Genomic DNA, 20,458 nt, shown 5'->3' on the forward strand with positions numbered 1-20,458 from the left:
AGACAGGACACCGCGAGCGGGCGTACTGTGACGCAACTTGTTCAGACAAGTTCTCCGCACTGCCTCAACCCTCGTGTGCACCCCTGGAGAGACCGTGACCGTGTCCCTGCCGAGAAACGCCGCACTCGGCGGCTGTATCGCCGTCGTCGCCGCGCTCGCACTCAGCGCCTGCGGCGCCGCTCCCGACAACGCGTCGACCACCACCAAGGACGGCAAGAGCGCCGCCACCGCCACCTCCGCGGCCGCCTTCGGCGGCATGGACGCCCTGGTCAAGGCCGCCAAGAAGGAGGGCACGCTGCACATCATCGCGGTGCCCCGCGACTGGGCGAACTACGGCGCGATCATCGACGGATTCCAGAAGAAGTACGGCATCAAGATCCAGGACGAGAGCCCCGACGGCACCAGCGAGGAGGAGATCAACGCCGTCACCACCCGCAAGGGCCAGGACCGCGCCCCCGACGTGCTCGACCTGGGCTCCTCGTTCGCGCTGAGCGCCGCCCAGCAGGGACTGCTCGCCCCGTACAAGGTGTCCTCCTACGGTGACATCCCCGAGGCCCAGAAGGACCCGCAGGCCCGCTGGTACAACGACTACGGCGGCTATGTCTCCATCGGCTGCGACGCCAAGCGCGTCAAGGAGTGCCCCACCAGCTTCAAGGACCTGCTCAAGCCCGAGTACAAGGGCCAGGTCGCCCTCAACGGCAACCCCACCAAGTCCGGCTCGGCCTTCGGCGGCGTCTACGCGGCGGCGCTCGCGAACGGCGGCTCCTTCGACGACATCCAGCCCGGCCTGGACTTCTTCGCCAAGCTGAAGAAGAGCGGCAACTACACGCCCGTCGAGTCCACCCCGGCCACCGTCGAGAAGGGCGAGACGCCGATCTCCATCGACTGGGACTACCTGAACGCCGGTTACGCCGACGAGTTCAAGTCCAAGGGCCTGGACTGGAAGGTCGCCGTCCCGAGCGACGGCCAGTACGCCCAGTACTACTGCCAGGGCATCAACAAGGACGCCCCGCACCCGGCGGCCGCCCGTCTGTGGCAGGAGTACCTGTACAGCACCGAGGGCCAGAACCTGTGGCTGAAGGGCTACGCCCGCCCGGCTCTCATGGCCGCGATGGAGAAGGCCGGCACCCTCGACAAGACGGCCGCCGCGAAGCTGCCCAAGGTCACCGGTACGCCGTCCTTCCCGACCGAGACCCAGCAGAGCAAGGCCAAGACGGTCATCGCGCAGGGCTGGGGGAAGGCCGTCTCCGGATGACCGCCGCCCTCCCGCGCGCGGACGTGGCGCCCGTCGCTTCGGCGAAGCGGCGGCGCCGCGCCCCCGGCTGGCTCGCCGTCGTGCCGCTGCTGGTCTTCGTCGCGATCGCCTTCGGCCTGCCCGCCGTGGCCATCGTGAACGGCGCCTTCTCGGTCGACGACGCCACCACGGGCACCACCACCTACACCGGCGCCAACATGACGGCCTCGCTGCGGGGCCCGTACCTCACCGCCCTGCTCGGCAGCGTCAAGCTGTCCGCGCTCTCCGCCGCCCTCGGCGCCCTGCTCGGGCTGCCGCTCGCCCAGGCCGTGGTCTCCTCCCGCTCCCGCTGGCTGCGCGAGGCCGTGCTGACCGCCTCCGGCGTGCTCGCCAACTTCGGCGGCGTCCCGCTGGCCTTCGCCTTCGTCGCCACCCTCGGCAACGCGGGCGTCCTCACCGTGCACCTCGGCCTGAAGGACAGCGGCTGGGACCTCTACAGCTTCTGGGGCCTGGTCCTCGTCTACCTCTACTTCCTCATCCCGCTCATGGTCCTCACCATCACCCCCGCGCTGGACGGCCTGCGCTCCCAGTGGCGCGAGGCCGCGCTGAACAACGGCGCCACCGGCGTGCAGTACTGGCGGCACGTGGCCCTGCCCGTGCTCGCGCCCTCGCTGCTCGGCGGCCTGGTGCTGCTGTTCGGCAGCGCCTTCGCCGCCTACGCCACCGCCGCCGCCATGGTCGGCAGCGCGGTCCCGCTGGTCACCCTGCAGATCGCCGACGCCCTGTCCGGCAACGTGCTGGTCGGCCAGGAGAACGTCGCCCTCGCCCTCAGCCTCGACATGGTGCTGGTGGCGGGCCTGGTGATGGCCGTGTACCTGCCCCTTCAGCGAAGGAGCGCCCGATGGCTCGACGCCTGACCCTCTGGCGGTGGGTCGTCCTCGGCCTCGCCGCCCTGTACTTCCTGGTGCCGCTCGTCGCCTCCGCGATCTTCACGGTGGACGTGCCCGGCCAGGGCCTGACCTTCGACGCCTACACCAAGATCCTCTCCGCCGACGGCTTCCTGACCAGCCTGCTGCTCTCGCTGGAGCTGGCCGTCGCCACCATCGCGGTCGTGCTGCTGCTGATGGTGCCCGCCGTGGTCGCGCTCCGGCTCGGCGCGCCCCGGCTGCGCCCGGTGGTGGAGGTGGTGTGCTCGCTGCCGCTGGTGGTGCCGCCCATCGCGTTCGTCACCGGGATCGCCACCGTGCTGAAGTGGGGGCCGGAGTATCTCTCCAGGACGCCGCTGTTCGAGACGTTCGTGGTGATCCAGGACGACAGCTTCCCCGTCGTCCTCGTCCTCGCCTACGTCGTGATGGCCCTGCCGTTCGTCTACCGGGCCCTGGACGCCGGCCTGCGCGCCATCGACGTACGGACCCTGGTCGAGGCGGCCCGCAGCTGCGGGGCCTCCTGGCCCAAGGCCCTCCTCCGGGCCGTCCTGCCCAATCTGCGCGGGGCCCTGCTGAACGCGTCCTTCCTCACGCTGGCCCTGGTCCTCGGCGAGTTCACGGTCTCCCACTTGCTGGGATACGCGCCCTTCGCCGTGTGGATCTACAACGTCGGCGGCGAGCAGGCCCAGATGTCCGTCGCCGTGTCCGTGCTCAGCCTGCTCGTGACCTGGGCCCTGCTCCTCGCGCTCGCCGGTGCCGGCGGCGGCCGCAACCGAACCGCTCCTTCCCGGGGATGACCTACATGACCGCCACCCTGCCCGAGACCCGCACCCAGGCCGCCACCGTCGAATTCCGTTCGCTGCGGCGGGAGTTCGGCGCCACCGTCGCCCTCGACGGGCTCGACCTGACCGTTCGCCCCGGGGAGTTCCTGGCCCTGCTCGGCCCCTCCGGCTGCGGCAAGACCACCGCGCTGCGCATGCTCGCAGGGTTCGAACACCCCGACTCCGGCGCCGTGCTGGTGGACGGCGAGGACGTCACCCACGTCCCGGCCCACCGCCGTGACGCCGGCATGGTCTTCCAGTCGTACAGCCTCTTCCCGCACCTGAACGCCGTCGACAACGTCGCCTTCGGGCTGCGCATGCGCGGCGTCCGCACGGCCGAACGGCGCGCCCGCGCCGCCGAGTTGCTGGAACTGGTCGGGCTCGCCGACAAGGGCGAGCGCTATCCGCACCAGCTCTCCGGCGGCCAGCAGCAGCGCATCGCGCTGGCCCGCGCCCTGGCCCTGCGCCCGCGCGTGCTCCTGCTCGACGAGCCGCTGTCCGCGCTCGACGCCAAGGTGCGGCTCACCCTGCGCGAGGAGATCCGCCGCCTCCAGCAGGAACTCGGCATCACCACCCTGTTCGTCACGCACGACCAGGAGGAGGCCCTGTCGGTCGCCGACCGGGTCGCCGTCATGCGCGCCGGCCGCCTCGAACAGTGCGCGGAGCCCGCCGAGTTGTACGGCCGCCCCGCCACCGCCTTCGTCGCCGAGTTCGTCGGCACCATGAGCCGGATCCCGGGCGAGCTCAAGGACGGCACCGTCGAGGTGCTCGGGCAGCGGCTGCCGGCCGACGGCGAGGTGCCGGACGGCACGGTGGACGTGCTGGTGCGGCCCGAGGCCGTCCAGGTGCGCCCGGACGAGCAGGGCAGCGCCCGGATCGTCGCCACCGCCTTCCTCGGCGCGGTCGTCCGGGTCACCGTACGCCTCGCCGACGGCACCGAGGCCAAGGCCGACCTCCCCGCGCACGAGGCCACCGGCCTCGGCGCCGGCACCCCCGTCGGCGTGTCCCTGCCGGAGCGCCTGGTGCTCGTGGCCGAACGTACCGAGAAGTGAGGAATCTCCCGAACGTGACCTCCCACATCCCTCAACTCCCGCTGCAGGCCGTCCTGTTCGACATGGACGGCACGCTCGTCGACACCGAGCGGCTGTGGTGGGAGGCGGTCGAGCAGGTCGCCGGGCGCCCGCTGACCGAGGCCGACCAGCCGGACGTGCTCGGCCGCCCGGTGGAGCACACCGCCGCCTGGCTCGGTACGGCGACGGGCCGGGCGGCGGCGGACCTCGCGGCCGAGCTGCACCGCGAGTTCGCCGACCGCGTCCGCACCGGGATCGTGCCCCGGCCCGGCGCGCCGGCCCTGCTGGACGCGCTGGCCGCCGCCGGCGTCCCCGTCGCCCTGGTCACCGCGTCCCCGCGCGCGGTCGCCGACGTCGTCCTCGACGCCCTCGGCGCCGCCCGGTTCGCGGCCTCCGTCACGGCCGACGACACCGCCCGCACCAAGCCGGACCCCGACCCCTACCTGGCCGCCTGCCGGGCCCTCGGCGTCGACCCCGCCGCCTGTGTGGCCGTCGAGGACACCGAGACCGGCGTCGCCTCCGCCGAGGCCGCCGGGTGCGCCGTCCTCGCCGTACCGTCCCTCGCGCCCATCGGTACGGCGCCCGGCCGGATCGTACGGGAGAGCCTCGCCGGCGTGACGGTCGAGGAACTGGGGCGGATGGTCGCGCCCGAGCTGCGGGTGATGAGCTGGAACCTGTGGCTCGGCGGCAGCGAGGTCGACGACCACCGGGCCAAGCAGGTCAAGGTCATCCTGGAGAGCGGCGCGGACGTCGTCGGGCTCCAGGAGACGGGCGGAACCGCCGCCCAGGAGCTCGCCGAGGCGCTCGGCTGGTACCACCACCGGGCCGGCGAGAACCTCGGCGTCATCAGCCGCCACCCGATCACCGCCCGCTTCGGCGACCCGGACGTCGGCTTCTACGGCGCGGCGGGCGTCCGGATCGCCGTGGCGCCCGGCCGCGAGGTCGACGTCTGGACCGCGCACCTGCACTACACGCCGTACGGGCCCTACGAGGCCGCCTTCGACGGGCTCGGCGCCTCCGAGCTGATCGCCCATGAGGAGCTGCGGCTGGCGCAGATGCGGGACGCGCTGGACCGCATCGCCGAATCGTCCGCCGAAGGCATCCCGGTCGTCCTGGTCGGCGACTTCAACTGCCCCTCCCACCTGGACTGGCCGGACGTCGCCTGGCCGGTGACCAGGGCCGCGGAGGACGCGGGCTTCGCCGACTCCTACCGCGAGGCCCACCCGGACCCCGTGGCCGAGCCCGGCCACACCTGGTCGCCGATCCACCCGGTGCACGAGGACGGCAGCGGACGGCCCGAGCCGCAGGACCGGATCGACTACGTCCTGCACCGGGGCCTGACCGTGCGGGACGCGCGCACCCTGGTCACCGGCAGCCCGCGGCCCTGGCCCGACGTCGCGGGCAACGACTGGCCCTCCGACCACGCGGCGGTCGTCACCACCTTCGCCCCGCCCCGGACATAACCCGGGGTTACCGCAGGTCACCATTGCGGTCCGGGTGACCATCCCGTAGGTTGTGCCGGACTTTCTACCGACTGGTAACACCGGCAGGTTCTCCATGCGCTGGCCCCTCGGCCGTCCCACCACCGTCCGTACGCGGATCGTGGCGCTCGCGCTCGCCCCGGCCGTCGCGCTGATGGCGCTGTGGAGCTTCGCGATGGTGTCCGTCACCGCCGAACTGCGCGCGCTGATCCGGCTCCAGGGGGTGTACGAGGACTTCGGCACCCCCGTGGACACCGCGGTCGGGCAGATCCAGATCGAGCGCCGGATGTCCGCCGCCTACCTGGGCGCCCGCCTCGACACGGCGACGGCCGGTCAACTGCTCGAACAGCAGCGCCGTACCGACCGGGCCGTGGACGCCATGCGGCAGGCCATCCGCGACGGCGATCGCGGCCGGCTCACCGACCGGCAGCGGCAGGCACTGGACGCCATGGACGCGGCGACCGGGAAACTGGACGGACTGCGCTCGCAGGTGCTGTCCCGGCACATCACCTGGGACCGGGCCGTGGACGAGTACAGCGCGCTGGTCGAGCCCGGCTTCGACGTGCAGTCCACGCTCACCGCGCTCCAGGCCGGGCAGCTCGCCCGCGAGGCGCAGGTCGTCATCGAGCTGGTGCGGGTACGGGAGTTCGTCTCCCGGGAGGACGCGCTGGTCGCCGGGGCGCGGGCGGCCGGCACACTGACCGACCGGCAGTACGACACGCTGACCGCGACCATCGAGGACCGGCGGGTGTTCCAGCGCACGTACGTGCCGGACCTGCCCGCCGACTCGCGCGCCCTGTTCGAGGACTTCCAGCGCGGGGACCTGTACGGCTCGCTGGTGCGCGGCGAGGACGCGCTGCTGCGGGCCGGGGCGGCGGGCGCCGGCCGGGCCGTCGCGGCGGACACCTGGCGGTCCACCACCGACCGGGCCGTCAAGCGGTACATGCAGCTGTGCACGCGGTCCGCCGAGAACTCCGCGGCACGCGGGAGGGCCTTCGCCTACCGGGAGCTGACCAAGTCGGCCGTCGCCGGCGTGGTGGGGCTCGCGGCCGTGGGGCTGTCGCTGTGGTTCGCGGTGCGCGGTGCGCGGCGCATCTCGCGGCGCCTGGAGACCCTGCGGGACGCGGCGGACGTGCTGACCCAGCGTCAGCTTCCCGACGTGATGCGCCGGTTGAGTGCCGGCGAGGACGTGGACGCGGTGGCGGAGGCGCCGCCGCTGGCCGCCGACGAGGTCCGCGACGACGAGATCGGGCAGGTGGGCCGGTCCTTCAACACCGCGCGGCTCGCCGCCGTCGAGGCCGCCGTCAGGCAGGCGACCCTGCGCCGGGGCCTGTTCGCGGTGCTGCTCAACATCGCGCGCCGCAACCAGGCGCTGGTGCACCGGCAGTTGAAGCTGGTCGACACCCTGGAACGGCGCACCGACGACCCCGACGTCCTGCGGGAGCTGTTCCGCATCGACCACCTCACCACGCGCATGCGCCGGCACGCGGAGAGCCTGATCATCCTCTCCGGCGCGGCCCCCGGCCGCCGCTGGCGCCGGCCCGTGCCGGTCGCCGACGTCGTCGGCTCGGCCGTCGGCGAGATCGAGGACTACGCGCGCGTGGTGGTACCGCCGATGCCGGAGGTCGGCGTCGCCGCGGACGCGGTCGCCGACGTCGTCCATCTCGTCGCCGAACTCCTGGAGAACGCCACGGTGTTCTCGCCGCCGCACACCCAGGTCACCCTGCGCACCGGGCGGGTCGGCAGCGGGTTCGTGATCGAGATCGACGACCGGGGCCTCGGCCTCGACGCCGAGGCGCGCACCCACGCCCGCGCCACCCTCACCGACCCCGACGCCTTCGACCCCACCCGCCACGACCGCCTCGGCCTCTACGTCGTCGGCCGCCTCGCCGCCCGCCACGGCATCGAGGTGAGCCTCGGGGACTCGCCGTACGGCGGCACGACGGCGGTGATCCTGCTGCCGGAGGGGGTGCTGGCGGAGGCGGTGCCCGCCCACCCCGTCGAGCCCCGTGCAGCGGGGCCGGTGCAACGGTCAGCGCGCAGTGGCGTACGGCAGAGCGGCGGGGCGGAGGACGCCTGGCCCGGATACGCGCGGCCGGGCGCGGACACCCCGGAAGACCGGACGCCGTCCGGGCACGGGCGCGCCGACGGCCTCGCAACCGTACGGGAGCTGCCGCCGCGGGGCCGGCCGGCAGTCGCTCCGGAGACGGGGGACCTGCCGCCGGGAAGCCAGTCCGGGGCATCCGCGGGCGTGGGGGAGCTGCCGTCCACCGGGCGATCCGAGGTGCCCGCGGACCCGGGTGAGGTGCCGTCCACCGGGCGGTACGAGGTGCCCGCGGACTCGGGTGAGGTGCCGTCCACCGGGCGTTCCGAAGGGGCCGAGGGTGTGGCCGAGTCGCCGTCGGGACAGCGCGTCGGTTCCGGTGCCAGCGGGCTGCCCAGGCGGAGGCGGCCCGGGGCAGGGCGTTCCGGCGACCTGGGGAGTGCCGTCGCCCCGGAGCCGTCCTCCGGGCAGGAACCGGTACACACGTCGGCTCCCGAGCCGGAGGCGCCCGCCCTCCCGACCCGGGTCCGCCAGGCCTCCCTCGCCCGGGAGCTGCGGGAAGACCCGCCTCCGCCGGAGACGGCACCCGGGCGCGAGGTCGGCGCCGAGGAGATGCGGGCGATCTTCGGCGCCTTCCAGCGCGGCCTCGACCGCGGCCGCAAGGGCCTGCCGGCGACCGACGCACCTGCCGGCAGCTCCGGTACCACGAAGCCGACGGCACGGCAGCAGCCCACGGGCGCGGGGAACGGCGCGACCAGCCCCCACGCGCCGGCATCGGACCGTGGGCCCGCATCGGACCGTGGGCCCGCATCGGACCATGCGTCCGCACGGGACCATGCGTCCGCACCGGACCGTGGGCCCGCACCGGACCATGCGCCCGCACCCAAACATGCGCCCGCCCCCGACCACGCGCCCGCCCCCGCCCACGCACGCGTACCCGCGCCCGACCGGGCACCGTCACCCGAGTCCGCACCCGACGACCCCCACGAAGCCCCCACCGACGCCACCCCCGACCCCCTGACCAGCCACGCCGACGAAGGGACCGACACTGGTCATGAACGGTGACGACCAGACCCCGGAGCCGCAGGATCCGCCCGGCGGAGCGCCCGGCACGGACCTCGGCTGGCTGCTGGACGACCTCGTGGCGCGCACCGAGCACGTCCGCCAGGCCGTGCTGCTGACCGCCGACGGCCTTCCGATCAGCAGCTCGGACGGGATGCGCCGACGGGACATCGAGCATCTGGCCGCCGTCTGCTCCGGCTTCCACGGCCTGGCCCGCTCGGCGGGGGAGCGGTTCGGCGCGGGCGAGGTGCGGCAGACCATGGTGATGCTGGACGACGCCTACCTCTTCATCACCCCGGCCGGGCACGGCAGCCGGCTCGCCGTCCTCAGCGAGGCCGGCACCGACGTCGGCCAGCTCGCGCACGAGATGGCCCTGCTCGTCCGCCGCCTCGGCCGCCACCTCGACGCGGCGGCCCGCACCCCCAGATGATCCCGCGGTGAGCGACGAGCACTGGTACGAGGACGAGACCGGGTCGATGGTGCGGCCCTACACGGTCACCCACGGCCGCACCCGGCCCTCGGGCGCGCACGCCATCGACCTGATGTCCCGGGTCACCGCGCTGGACGCCGACGCGCCGGGACCGCGCGTCGACCACGCCCGGGCCGCCCTGCTCGACCTGATCCGGCGCGGACCGCGCCCCGTGGTGGAGCTGGCCGCGGACGCCGACCTGCCCCTGACCGTCCTCCGGGTGCTGCTCGGTGACCTGGCCGAGGCGGGCCTGATCCGGATCGACGAGCCCCGCCGCCACCGGACCGGCGGCCCGGCCACCGACCCGGGGCTGCTGCGGGAGATCATGGAGCGACTGCGGGAGATCTAGCCGGCACCGGCATGCGGCCGCCACCTGGAGCGTCGGCTGCCAGGGCGCGACCCTGAAGTCACCGGTGCCCCGCTTCACCTTCTCGAAGGGGGCGGAGGACACACACGGCGGCGGATCCTTGGTGTCCGTGGGGCTGCCGACCCGCCCAGCTGCAGCCCGGCCGTTCATGGTGTCCGAGGTCGTGGACCGTGACGCCGACCCGCCCGCTCCTCGGCCCCCGGCAGGTCGGACGTGGTGATCACCCCGGAGACGACGGCGACCTGACCGCCGGTGACCAGGCAGTCCACCCTGACCCTGGCCCAGCCTCCGCGCCCCGGGAACCCCAGCCGTCACCTGCGCCCCAGGGAGGACGGAACCGGTCCCGAGGGCGCGCAACGAATCGCCGTCCGGGCCGCACACCACGCAATGAACCGCGCACGGGCGCGCAACGGCTCCTTCTTGTCCGGCCGAGCGCGCCGACCGTACCTTCTTCATGGCCCCACAACGTCGAGGCCCACCCCGAAGCCCCTTCCCGGTGAGGATCCGCATGCGCACCGCCCTGCTCCAGAGCTCCGGCCGCCCCGGCTCGATCGCCGAGAACCTCAAGGTCCTCGACGAGGCCGCGGGCCGTGCCGCCGCCGCGGGTGCCGCGCTGCTCGCCGCACCGGAGATGTACCTGACCGGGTACGCGATCGGTGACGACATCGCCCGCCTCGCCGACCCCGCCGACGGCGCCTGTGCCGACGCCATCGCCGAGACCGCCGGCCGGCATGGCATCGCCATCGCCTACGGCTACCCGGAGCGCGACGGCGCGACCGTCTACAACTCCGCCCAGCTGATCTCCGCCGACGGCACCCGGCTCGCGAACTACCGCAAGACCCACCTCTTCGGCTGCTTCGAACGCGACCACTTCACCCCGGGCGAGCAGCCGGTCGTCCAGGCCGAGCTGAACGGCCTCACCGTCGGCCTGATGATCTGCTACGACGTCGAGTTCCCGGAGAACGTCCGCGCCCACGCCCTGGCCGGCACCGACCTCCTCGTCGTCCCGACCGCGCAGATGCACCCCTTCCAGTTCGTCGCCGAGTCGATGATCCCGGTGCGCGCCTGGGAGAACCAGATGTACGTCGCGTACGTCAACCGGGTCGGCCAGGAAGGGGAGTTCGAGTTCGTCGGCCTCTCCGTCCTCGCCGGTCCCGACGGTGTCGCCCGCGCCCGGGCCGGCCGCGCCGAGCAGCTGGTGTGCGCCGACGCCGACCCCGCCTTCCTGGCCGCCTCCCGCGAGGCCAACCCGTACCTGCGGGACCGCCGCCCCGGTCTGTACGGGTCCCTCGGCTGAGCCGCCGTAACAGCCTGCCCCCTGTTTCACCTCGTGCAAGGAGTCCGTACCCCATGACGTCCACGGTGCCCAACGCCGTCGAGCACACCGACGAGCAGCAGCCGCCGATCACCATGTTCGGCCCGGACTTCCCGTACGCCTACGACGACTTCCTCGCCCACCCGGCGGGCCTCGGCCAGATACCGGCGACCGAGCACGGCACCGAGGTCGCGATCATCGGCGGTGGCCTGTCCGGCATCGTGGCCGCGTACGAGCTGATGAAGATGGGTCTCAAGCCCGTCGTCTACGAGGCCGACCAGATCGGCGGCCGGCTGCGCACGGTCGGCTTCGAGGGGTGCGACGAGTCGCTCAACTGCGAGCTGGGCGCGATGCGCTTCCCGCCGTCCTCCACCGCCCTGCAGCACTACATCGACATGGTGGGCCTGGAGACCCGTCCCTTCCCGAACCCGCTGGCCGAGGCCACCCCCTCGACCGTCGTGGACCTCAAGGGCGAGTCGCACTACGCCGAGACCATCGACGACCTGCCCCAGGTCTACCGGGACGTCGCCGAGGCCTGGAACAAGTGCCTCGACGAGGGCGCCGACTTCTCCGACATGAACCGCGCCATGCGCGAGCGCGACGTCCCGCGCATCCGGGAGATCTGGGCGAAGCTGGTCGAGAAGCTCGACAACCAGACCTTCTACGGCTTCCTCTGTGACTCCGAGGCCTTCAAGTCCTTCCGGCACCGCGAGATCTTCGGCCAGGTCGGCTTCGGCACCGGCGGCTGGGACACCGACTTCCCGAACTCCATCCTGGAGATCCTGCGCGTCGTCTACACCGAGGCCGACGACCACCACCGCGGCATCGTCGGCGGCTCCCAGCAGCTGCCGCTGCGCCTGTGGGAGCGCGCGCCGGAGAAGATCGTCCACTGGCCGTACGGCACCTCGCTGAAGTCCCTGCACGTCGACGGCGAGCCCCGCCCGGCCGTGACCCGGCTGCACCGCACCGCGGGCAACCAGATCACCGTGACCGACGCGAACGGCGACATCCGCACCTACAAGGCGGCGATCTTCACCGCCCAGTCCTGGATGCTGCTCTCCAAGATCGCCTGCGACGACTCGCTCTTCCCGATCGACCACTGGACCGCGATCGAGCGCACGCACTACATGGAGTCCTCGAAGCTGTTCGTCCCCGTGGACCGGCCGTTCTGGCTGGACAAGGACGAGGAGACCGGCCGGGACGTCATGTCGATGACGCTCACCGACCGCATGACCCGCGGCACCTACCTCCTCGACAACGGCCCCGACCGGCCCGCCGTCATCTGCCTCTCCTACACCTGGTGCGACGACAGCCTGAAGTGGCTGCCGCTGTCCGCGAACGAGCGGATGGAGGTCATGCTGAAGTCGCTCGGCGAGATCTACCCGAAGGTCGACATCAGGAAGCACATCATCGGCAACCCGGTGACGGTCTCCTGGGAGAACGAGCCCTACTTCATGGGCGCGTTCAAGGCCAACCTGCCGGGCCACTACCGCTACCAGCGGCGCCTGTTCACCCACTTCATGCAGGAGAGGCTGCCCGCGGACAAGCGCGGCATCTTCCTCGCCGGTGACGACATCTCCTGGACGGCCGGCTGGGCCGAGGGCGCCGTCCAGACCGCGCTGAACGCGGTCTGGGGCGTGATGCACCACCTCGGCGGCGAGACCGACCCGGCCAACCCCGGCCCGGGTGACGTGTACGACGAGATCGCCCCTGTGGAGCTGCCCGAGGACTGACCGAACGACGAGCAAGGACCAAGGCGCGGGCGCCCGGACTCAGACTCCGGCCGCCCGCGCCTTTTCAAACACCTCGGCGGCGACGTCCGCCAGCTCCCGCGCGTCCCGCGCGGTGCCCTGCAGGTCGATGAGGATCTCGTCCAGGCCGAGGCCGGCGAACTCCACGAGGTCCGCCACGATCTGGTCGGCATCGCCCTGGAAGGGCCGGCGGTCCGCCTCGGCGTACGGCTTCGCCCGGCGGTCGGCGTTCACCCGCAGCACCGTCCGGATGGGCTTCGTACGGCCCCGCTCCTCGGCCAGCTCCCGCAGCCGCCGCCACTGGGCGCCGACTCCCTCCGCGCTGAACCCCGCGGGCAGCCAGCCGTCGGCATGGTCGACGAGCCTGCGGAAGGCCCGCTCGTTGCTCGCCGCCAGCAGCACCGGGATCGGCCGGGCGGGCTTGGGCCCCACCACGGCGGAAGTGATCTTGGCCAGCCGTCCGTCGTGGACGACCGGATCCGGACCCCACACGGCCCGGCACACCGCGATGATCTCGTCCAGGACCGCGCCGCGCTCGGCGATCGGCCGGACGCCCGAGGCCGCGTACTCGTCGAGGGACCAGCCGGTGCCGAAGCCCGCGATCACCCGGCCCCCGCTCGCCGCGTCCAGCGAGGCCAGGGCCTTCGCGAGCTGGAACGGCAGGTGCAGGGGCGCCACCAGCACGCTGGAGCCCAGCTCCGCCCGCTCGGTGGCCGCCGCGGCCAGGGTGAGGGTGACCAGCGGGTCCGCCACACTGCGGTACTGGTCGGGCCAGGGCAGGCCCTCGACGCCGTACAGACCCTGGGTGGCGGGCTCGGGGAACAGGGCACGCTCGAAGACCCACAGGCTGTCGTAGCCGATCCGTTCGGCGGCGCGTGCCACCGCGGGCACGTCGGTGCCGATCGAGTACTGCCGCATCTGGGGAAGACTCAGGCCGAGCCGGGTCGCCATACCGCTGCTCCTCTGCGATCGGATGTCCGCCGGGCAACGTACGACGACGAGCGGGGTGTTCCGAGGCGGCTCGCGCAGGGGCGGAATCCGGCCAGGTTCAGTCGGCGAGCGGTGTCAGCAGCATCCGCCCCGCGAACCCCACCGCCGCGTCCAGCCGTTCGGCGAACTCCTCGGACACGCCGTCGCGGTGCCGCAGCGCCCACAGGGCCCGTGCCGCCACCCAGGCCGCGTCGCGGGCCCGCTCCAGGCTCCAGGAGTCCAGCAGATGGGTGAGCGGGTCGGCGATCTGCAGCAGATCCGGGCCCGGCATCAGGTCCTCGCGGATGCGCTCCTCCAGCGAGACGAGGACCTCGCCCACGCGGTCGAACTCGTCCTCCAGATCGGCCGGTTCGCAGCCGAGCGTACGACAGGCGTCCACCACGGCGAGTGCCAGGTCGTGCCCGATGTGCGCGTTGATGCCCGCCAGCGCGAACTGCAGCGGCCGTACCCCGGGATGGCGGCGGAGCTGGAACAGCGGACGCCAGCAGGCGGGCGGCCGGCGGTCGTGGGCGACCGCGTCGACGGCGGCGAGATACCGCTCGGCGAACCGCACGTCCAGCGCGGTCGCCGCCCGTGGGTCCGGGAACTCCCCGGAGTCCAGGCGCCGGTCGATCTCCTCGGTGACGGTGAGGTAAACGCGGTTGAACACCGCGACACCGTCCCGCTCGGGCAGCGTCGCGTCGAGGGACCGCATCCGGGAGACGACCGCGTCGACGGGGGTCGTGAAGTGTTCCAGCTGCGCCATGGGGGAAGGGTCCCAGCCCCGGCCCGGCCGACGGACCGACCGGCCGGACACATCGCCGGAACGGGGGAACCCGGGGGGAGTCCGACGGCTGCCGTGGCCCGGCCGGGACGTCGACGCCGCCGTACTCCTATGACGTGGCGCGCGGCGTGTCCCGGTGGCCGGCCTCCTCGTCGTAGGCCGAGGCGCCCTCGTCCAGCAGCGGCTCCTGCCGCTTCAGATGGGCGGGCGCGAAGGCGCGCAGCGCGTGGTAGCCGGTGATGACGACCAGGGTGCCGAGGGCGATGCCGCTGAGCGAGAAGGTGCTGGTGAACTTCAGGCTGACATTGCCGACGCCGATGATGATGCCCGCGGCGGCCGGCACCAGGTTCAGCGGATTGCGCAGGTCCACCTTCGCGTGCAGCCAGATCTGGGCGCCGAGCAGGCCGATCATGCCGTACAGGATGACGGTGATGCCGCCGAGGACACCGCCCGGGATCGCGGCCACGACCGCGCCGAACTTCGGGCAGACGCCGAAGAGCAGGGCGAAACCGGCCGCGGCCCAGTAGGCGGCGGTGGAGTAGACGCGGGTCGCGGCCATCACGCCGATGTTCTCGGAGTAGGTGGTGTTCGGCGGGCCGCCCACCGCGGTGGACAGCATGGAGGCGACGCCGTCCGCCGAGATCGCCGTACCGAGCTTGTCGTCCAGCGGGTCGCCGGTCATCTCGCCGACCGCCTTCACATGGCCCGTGTTCTCCGCGACCAGCGCGATCACGACCGGCAGCGCGACCAGGACCGCCGACCACTGGAAGGACGGTCCGTGGAAGTGCGGCAGGCCGATCCAGTCGGCCTTGGAGACACCGGAGAGGTCCAGGCGCCAGTGGTCGGTGACTTTGCCGCTCGGGCTCATGGAGTGGATCCTGCCGAAGATCCGGTCGAAGGCCCAGGAGACGCCGTACCCGAAGACCAGCCCGAGGAAGATCGCGATGCGGGACCAGAATCCGCGCAGGCAGACCACGGCCAGCCCCGTGAACAGCATGACCAGCAGGGCAGTCCACTGGTCCTGCGGCCAGTAGGTGGAGGCGGTCACCGGGGCCAGGTTGAAGCCGATCAGCATGACCACCGCGCCGGTGACGATCGGCGGCATGGCCGCGTGGATGATCCGCGCCCCGAACCGCTGCACCGCGAGGCCCACCAGGAACAGCGCCACGCCGACGACGAACACCGCGCCGGTCACCGTGGCGCTGGTGCCGCCCTGGGCGCGGATGACGGCGGCCACGCCGACGAACGACAGGGAACAGCCCAGATAGCTTGGCACCCGGCCGCGCGTGGCGATCAGGAAGATCGCGGTCGCCACGCCCGACATCATGATCGCCAGGTTCGGGTCGAGGCCCATGAGGACGGGCGCGACGAAGGACGCGCCGAACATCGCGACCACGTGCTGGGCGCCCAGTCCCACGGTGCGGGGCCAGGAGAGCCGTTCGTCGGGGCGTACCACCGCTCCGGGCGCGGGCGTACGCCCGTCACCGTGCAGCTTCCAGCGCACGCCGAGGTCCATGGTGGGGTTTCGCTTTCTTACGTACGTGAAGACGGTCCGAACCATTGTCAGGGGTAACGAGCGGTTCTACGCTCGCACGGTCCTGTTCATGAACATGGTTCACATATTTGTTTCGGTAGGTCATCGGACGCAGATCGGAGTGCTTGATGAGTGGAAGATCCCGTGCGGCCGTGCTGCTGGCCGCGGTGGTGACGTTCGGGGCCGCGCTGGTGCCGTCCGCGCACGCCGCGCCCCGGGCTCCGCGGACCGTCGTCCTCGACGGCGCCCGGCTCCAGCAGACCCGCGCCCGCCTGGACCGCGACCCTCGACTGCGGCGCGCACTCGGTGACTTGACCGCTCGCGCCGACACCTGGCTGGACCAGGGCCCGTGGACGGTCGTCGACAAGCCGAGGCCCGCGCCCGGCGGCGACGTCCACGAGTACCTGAGCCAGGCCCCCTACTGGTGGCCCACGACCACCCCCACCGCCGACAACCCCTGGGGCTGCCCGTACGTCCAGCGTGACGGGCAGCGCAACCCGGAGGTCGACAGCGGCACGGACCGGCAGGACGCCGAGAAGGTCTTCGACTCGACGTACGACCTCTCGCTCGCCTGGTACTACACGGGCAAGCCCGCCTACGCGGTCAAGGCCGGGCAGATCCTGCGCACCTGGTTCCTCGACCCGGCCACCCGGATGAACCCCGACCTGGAGCACGCCCAGTTCATCCCGTGCAGGTACGACGGCCGGGCCATCGGCATCATCGACTTCTCCCAGTCGTACACCGGCGTCCTCGACGCCCAGGCGATCCTCGCCACCGGTGCGCCCGGCTGGAGCGCGAAGGACCGCGGCGCGATGGGACGGTGGAACACCGACTTCCTGAACTGGCTGAAGACCAGTGACTTCGGCAAGCAGGAGGGTGCGGCCGCCAACAACCACGGCACCTTCTACGACCTGCAGCTCGCCGCCCTCGCCTGTGCCACCGGCGACACCGCCCTGGCCCGGCGGACCGTGCTGGACGCGCGCGCCCGGCGGATCGACCCGCAGATCGCGGCCGACGGCAGCCAGCCCCAGGAGCTCGCCCGCACCCGCAGCTGGCACTACTCCGCCTTCGACCTGGTCGCCTACACCCGGCTCGCGGCCATCGGCCGGCACGTGGGCGTGGACCTGTGGTCGTACCGGGGGCCGGACGGTCAGAGCCTGTTCAAGGCCGTCGACTATCTGCTGCCGGCCGCGACGGGCGCCGCCGCGTGGCCGCATCCGGAGCTGGAGTTCCACCGGTACGCGGCCACCGATGTCGTGCACGCGGCCGCCGACGCCGGGGACGCGGCGGCCCGGGCGGCCGTGGCGCAGCTGGAGGCGCCGCCCGGAGGAGACCTGTGGGCGCTGCGGCCCGCCGCCGAACAGCTGGACTCCATCGCGGGCTGAGGGCACCCGGCAGTGGGCTCCTGAGCGGTCGCTTAGTATGGTCCGTCAGCGATGTACCGTTCCAGCAGCCGTTCAGGAGCCCCTCCCGTGACCGCCGAAGCCCCGACCGCCCCCGTCGTCTCCTACGGCCGGCTGATCCCCGTCACCGTGCACTTCGACGACCTCGACGCGCTCGGACTCCTGCACAACGCCCGCTACCCCCTGCTGGTCGAGCGGGCCTGGACCGAGCTGTGGAGCGAGCACGGTGTCCGCTTCGACGGCGACTGGCACGCGGCCGGCGACGCCTGCAACGCGGTCCGCGAACTGCGCATCAGCTACGAGGCACCCGTGACCAGTCCCGGCCTCTACGCCGTCCACCTCTGGCTGGACCGCCTCGGCACCACCGGCCTGACCTACGGCTTCCGCTTCTGCTCGGCCGACGGGACGCGGACCTACGCCCAGGGCGCCCGGGTGCTGGTCCGCCTGGACGCGTCGACCCTGCGGCCCACGCCGTGGACCGACGCCTTCAGGGCCGCTGGCCGGGAACTGCTGCGGCCGGCCGGCTGACCTCGGTCCGGCCGCCACGCTCGGCGGTGCGCAGCACACCGGCGAACGCCGCGAGCCCGCACGCCAGGGCCGTCACCACGGCGAACGACACCACCAGGCTGGTCGCCTGGGCCACCCCGCCGATCAGGCTCGGCGCGATCAGGCCCGACGTGTAGGTGATCGTCGCCACGCCGGCGATGGCCTGGCTGGGGTGGGGCCCGGCGTGCCCGGCCGCCGCGAAACACAGCGGTACGACCACCGCGATACCCAGCCCCATCAGCGCGAACCCGCCCATAGCCACCGCCGGGTGCCCGGCGGCGACGATCAGCAGACCGCCCAGCACGGCCAGGACACCGCCGGCCCGCACGGTGCGGACCGCGCCGAACCGGTTCACCACCGCGTCCCCCGCGATCCGGGCCGCCGCCATGGTCAGCATGAAGCCGGTCGTGCAGGCCGCGGCGACTCCGGCCGAGCTGTCCAGCCGGTCCCGCAGGAACACCGCCGACCAGTCCAGGCTCGCGCCCTCGGCGAACACCGCGCAGAAACCGACCGTGCCGATCAGCAGCGCCGAGCGCGGTGGCAGCGCGAACCGCGGCGGGGGCTCCTCGTCCTCGGCCGGCTGCAGGTCCAGCACCCAGGTGCAGGCCACCACGCCGAGCGCGGTGAGCACGGCCGCGGCGAGCGCGAAGTGCAGGCGGGCGTCCGAGCCGAGGTGCGCGGCGAGCGTGCCGGCCGCCGAGCCGATCAGCGCGCCCGCGCTCCACATGCCGTGCAGCCCCGACATGATCGACCTGTCCAGCAGCCGCTCGATCTCGACACCGAGCGCGTTCATCGCCACGTCGGCCATGCCCGCGCTCGCGCCGTAGGTGAACATCGCCAGGCACAGGGTGTACAGATTCGGCGCGAGGGACGGCAGGACCAGGGAGAGCGTCCACAGCGCGAGCAGCCCGCGCAGGGCCGTACGGCTGCCGAAGCGGTGGCTTGTCCGGCCCGCCAGCGGCATCGCGCAGGAGGCGCCGAACGCGGTGAAGGCCAGCGCGAAGCCCAACTGGCCGGCGCTGAGCGAGGCGTGCTCCTGGATCCATGGCACCCGGGTGGCGAAGGAGCCGGTCACGGCGCCGTGCACGGCGAACACGGCCGCCACGGCGTACCGGGCGCGCCTGACGTCGTCGCGCGCGCATCCCACGTCACTCATGTCCGATCCCTCCCCAGGGTCGCCGCTGCGGCATGCGCCGTAAACTATCAGGGACCCTGCCTGATAGATAGCCGGTTTACGGTCGCCGCCACGCCCAGCGGTCCGGGCCCTTCTGCGCGCCGATCTGGAAGGATTCCCGTCATGCCCGCATCACCCAGCACCGCCCGGGCCATCAACGACCGCCTCGCCCTGCGCCTGCTGCAGCAGGAAGGGCCGCTCACGGCCGGGCAGTTGAAGCAGCTGACGGGTCTGTCCCGGCCGACGGTCGCCGACCTCGTGGAACGGCTCACCGCCGCCGGACTGATCACGGTGGTCGGCGAGTCCGGCGAACAGCGCCGGGGGCCCAACGCCCGGCTGTACGGCATCGTCGCCGACCGCGCCCACCTGGCCGCGCTCGACGTCCGCACCGGCGGTGTCTTCGTCCTGGTCTCCGACCTGGTCGGACGGGTGCTGGCCGAGGCGTCCGTGCCGATCGGCGGCGACACCGGGACCGGCCCCGCCGTGGAGCAGGCGGTGGCCGCGGTGGAGCGGACCGCGAAGGAGGCCGGGGCGGACCGGCTGCACACCCTCGGCATCGGCGCGCCGGGCCTCGTCGACCCCGCCACCGGCGACCTGCGCGACTCCGGCGGGCTGCCCGCCTGGCACCGCAGCCTGGCCGCGGCCCTGCAGGAACGGCTGTCCGGAACCCGCGTCACCGTGGAGAACGAGACCAACCTCGCCGCCCTGGCCGAGCAGCGCGAGGGCGCCGCCCGGGACCGGGACACGTTCGTCCTGCTCTGGCTGGGGCACGGCGTGGGCGCGGCGGTCGTCCTCGACGGCACCCTCCGCCGCGGCGCCTCGGGCGGCACCGGAGAGATCGGCTTCCTCCCGGTCCCGGGCACCGCCTCTCTGCCCTCGTCGAGCGACTGCGACGGCGGCTTCCACTCCCTGGCGGGCGCGGCGGCGATCGGCGTCCTGGCGGCGCAGCACGGCCTGCCGGTACCGGCCACGATGGACGGACCGGGCGCGGCGGTGGTGATCCGGGAGGCCGTGGCGGAGGTGACGGCGGAAGCTGTGGCGCAGGTGACGGGAGAGGCGGGCGACTCCGGCGCGGCTCGTCCGGAGGCCGGAGGGCTCGCGGGTTCAGCGGGTTCAGCTGGTCCAGGGTCCTCAGGACCAGAGGGTTCGGGTGCCGAACGGCCCGCCGAGCGGTTTCTCCACGCCCTCGCCGACCGGATCGCCATCGGCGCCGCGTCCGTGGTGGCCGTGCTGGACCCCGGGTGCGTGGTGCTCGGCGGAGAGGCCGGACAGGCGGGCGGCCCGGTGCTCGCCGGGCTCGTGGAGGAGCGGCTGCGCCGAATGTCACCCCTGCTCACAGAGGTGCGGGCGAGCACCCTCGGCGGCACGGCGGTCCTGCGCGGCGCCCTGCTGACCGCCCGTGACCGCGCCCAGGAGGACGTGTTCGGCCACCAGAACCGGAACTGACGGACCGTCAGGAGTTCCGGGCGAGGCGCCCACGGGGACGCATGCCCCGCAGACCGCCCGTC

General features: G+C 73.1%; 17 protein-coding genes and 1 pseudogene. 13 read left to right on the forward strand and 5 right to left on the reverse strand.

Going from position 1 to position 20,458, the window contains the following annotated elements; genetic code table 11:
• Positions 1–94 precede the first annotated feature (94 nt).
• From ABB07_RS31965 to ABB07_RS32000, 8 genes are all read left to right on the forward strand, one after another.
• A complete protein-coding gene (locus tag ABB07_RS31965; RefSeq protein WP_208901971.1) occupies positions 95–1,255 on the forward strand; it encodes an ABC transporter substrate-binding protein in 1,161 nt (386 codons plus the stop codon).
• Positions 1,252–2,151 carry an ABC transporter permease gene (locus ABB07_RS31970; RefSeq protein ID WP_208901972.1) on the forward strand — a complete coding sequence of 300 codons (900 nt, stop codon included), beginning with the start codon at positions 1,252–1,254 and terminating at the stop codon, positions 2,149–2,151. Before ABB07_RS31965 ends, ABB07_RS31970 begins: the two co-directional genes overlap by 4 nt.
• On the forward strand, positions 2,136–2,957 hold the full coding sequence (locus ABB07_RS31975; RefSeq protein WP_208901973.1) for an ABC transporter permease: 822 nt from the start codon (positions 2,136–2,138) through the stop codon (positions 2,955–2,957). The genes ABB07_RS31970 and ABB07_RS31975 overlap by 16 nt, the downstream gene beginning before the upstream one ends.
• A gap of 5 nt (positions 2,958–2,962) precedes the next feature.
• Positions 2,963–4,033, forward strand: a complete 1,071-nt coding sequence (locus ABB07_RS31980) for an ABC transporter ATP-binding protein (RefSeq protein ID WP_208901974.1) — start codon at positions 2,963–2,965, stop codon at positions 4,031–4,033.
• A 14-nt stretch (positions 4,034–4,047) separates the two neighbouring features.
• Positions 4,048–5,514 (forward strand): HAD-IA family hydrolase, encoded by a 1,467-nt coding sequence (locus ABB07_RS31985; RefSeq protein WP_279617410.1) that lies wholly within the window; start codon positions 4,048–4,050, stop codon positions 5,512–5,514.
• A gap of 94 nt (positions 5,515–5,608) precedes the next feature.
• Entirely contained in the window at positions 5,609–8,641 is a 3,033-nt protein-coding gene (locus ABB07_RS41080; protein ID WP_244189576.1) for a sensor histidine kinase, read from the forward strand.
• A complete protein-coding gene (locus ABB07_RS31995) occupies positions 8,631–9,068 on the forward strand; it encodes a roadblock/LC7 domain-containing protein (RefSeq protein WP_208901975.1) in 438 nt (145 codons plus the stop codon). Before ABB07_RS41080 ends, ABB07_RS31995 begins: the two co-directional genes overlap by 11 nt.
• A 7-nt stretch (positions 9,069–9,075) precedes the next feature.
• Positions 9,076–9,456: a DUF742 domain-containing protein gene (locus tag ABB07_RS32000; RefSeq protein WP_234357790.1), complete on the forward strand. Its 381-nt coding sequence runs from the start codon at positions 9,076–9,078 to the stop codon at positions 9,454–9,456.
• A 27-nt stretch (positions 9,457–9,483) separates the two neighbouring features.
• Here the strand turns inward: ABB07_RS32000 and ABB07_RS41085 are convergent.
• Positions 9,484–9,770, reverse strand: a pseudogene (locus tag ABB07_RS41085) (Repetin); the annotation flags it as partial.
• 212 nt (positions 9,771–9,982) lie between these two features.
• Here ABB07_RS41085 and ABB07_RS32005 point away from each other — a divergent pair.
• Positions 9,983–10,771: a carbon-nitrogen hydrolase family protein gene (locus tag ABB07_RS32005; protein ID WP_208901976.1), complete on the forward strand. Its 789-nt coding sequence runs from the start codon at positions 9,983–9,985 to the stop codon at positions 10,769–10,771.
• 53 nt (positions 10,772–10,824) lie between these two features.
• On the forward strand, positions 10,825–12,522 hold the full coding sequence (locus tag ABB07_RS32010; RefSeq protein ID WP_208901977.1) for a flavin monoamine oxidase family protein: 1,698 nt from the start codon (positions 10,825–10,827) through the stop codon (positions 12,520–12,522).
• A 39-nt stretch (positions 12,523–12,561) separates the two neighbouring features.
• Here ABB07_RS32010 and ABB07_RS32015 read toward each other — a convergent pair whose 3' ends face one another.
• The 3 genes from ABB07_RS32015 to ABB07_RS32025 all read right to left on the reverse strand — a co-directional run bounded on the left by ABB07_RS32015 (position 12,562) and on the right by ABB07_RS32025 (position 15,809).
• Complete coding sequence (locus ABB07_RS32015; RefSeq protein ID WP_208901978.1) at positions 12,562–13,491, reverse strand: LLM class F420-dependent oxidoreductase; 930 nt, start codon at positions 13,489–13,491, stop codon at positions 12,562–12,564.
• 97 nt (positions 13,492–13,588) lie between these two features.
• A complete protein-coding gene (locus tag ABB07_RS32020) occupies positions 13,589–14,275 on the reverse strand; it encodes a DUF5995 family protein (protein WP_208901979.1) in 687 nt (228 codons plus the stop codon).
• 127 nt (positions 14,276–14,402) lie between these two features.
• Positions 14,403–15,809 carry a uracil-xanthine permease family protein gene (locus ABB07_RS32025; protein WP_208901980.1) on the reverse strand — a complete coding sequence of 469 codons (1,407 nt, stop codon included), beginning with the start codon at positions 15,807–15,809 and terminating at the stop codon, positions 14,403–14,405.
• 146 nt (positions 15,810–15,955) lie between these two features.
• On the opposite strand from ABB07_RS32025, the gene ABB07_RS32030 reads away from it, so the two are divergent.
• Together ABB07_RS32030 and ABB07_RS32035 are read left to right on the forward strand one after the other, a co-directional pair.
• Positions 15,956–17,212 carry an alginate lyase family protein gene (locus ABB07_RS32030; RefSeq protein WP_208901981.1) on the forward strand — a complete coding sequence of 419 codons (1,257 nt, stop codon included), beginning with the start codon at positions 15,956–15,958 and terminating at the stop codon, positions 17,210–17,212.
• Between the two features lie 87 nt (positions 17,213–17,299).
• The gene (locus ABB07_RS32035) at positions 17,300–17,758 is read left to right on the forward strand and encodes an acyl-CoA thioesterase (RefSeq protein WP_208901982.1); all 459 of its coding nucleotides are present in this window, start codon (positions 17,300–17,302) and stop codon (positions 17,756–17,758) included.
• Here ABB07_RS32035 and ABB07_RS32040 read toward each other — a convergent pair.
• Positions 17,718–18,932 (reverse strand): MFS transporter, encoded by a 1,215-nt coding sequence (locus ABB07_RS32040; protein WP_208901983.1) that lies wholly within the window; start codon positions 18,930–18,932, stop codon positions 17,718–17,720. The two genes, ABB07_RS32035 and ABB07_RS32040, sit on opposite strands and share 41 nt — an antisense overlap.
• Before the next feature lie 141 nt (positions 18,933–19,073).
• Between ABB07_RS32040 and ABB07_RS32045 the strand changes: the two genes are divergently transcribed.
• A complete protein-coding gene (locus ABB07_RS32045) occupies positions 19,074–20,396 on the forward strand; it encodes an ROK family transcriptional regulator (RefSeq protein WP_208901984.1) in 1,323 nt (440 codons plus the stop codon).
• Positions 20,397–20,458: the final 62 nt, after the last annotated feature.

Origin of the sequence: Streptomyces incarnatus (assembly GCF_001027185.1) — a bacterium.
GTDB lineage: Bacteria > Actinomycetota > Actinomycetes > Streptomycetales > Streptomycetaceae > Streptomyces > Streptomyces puniciscabiei.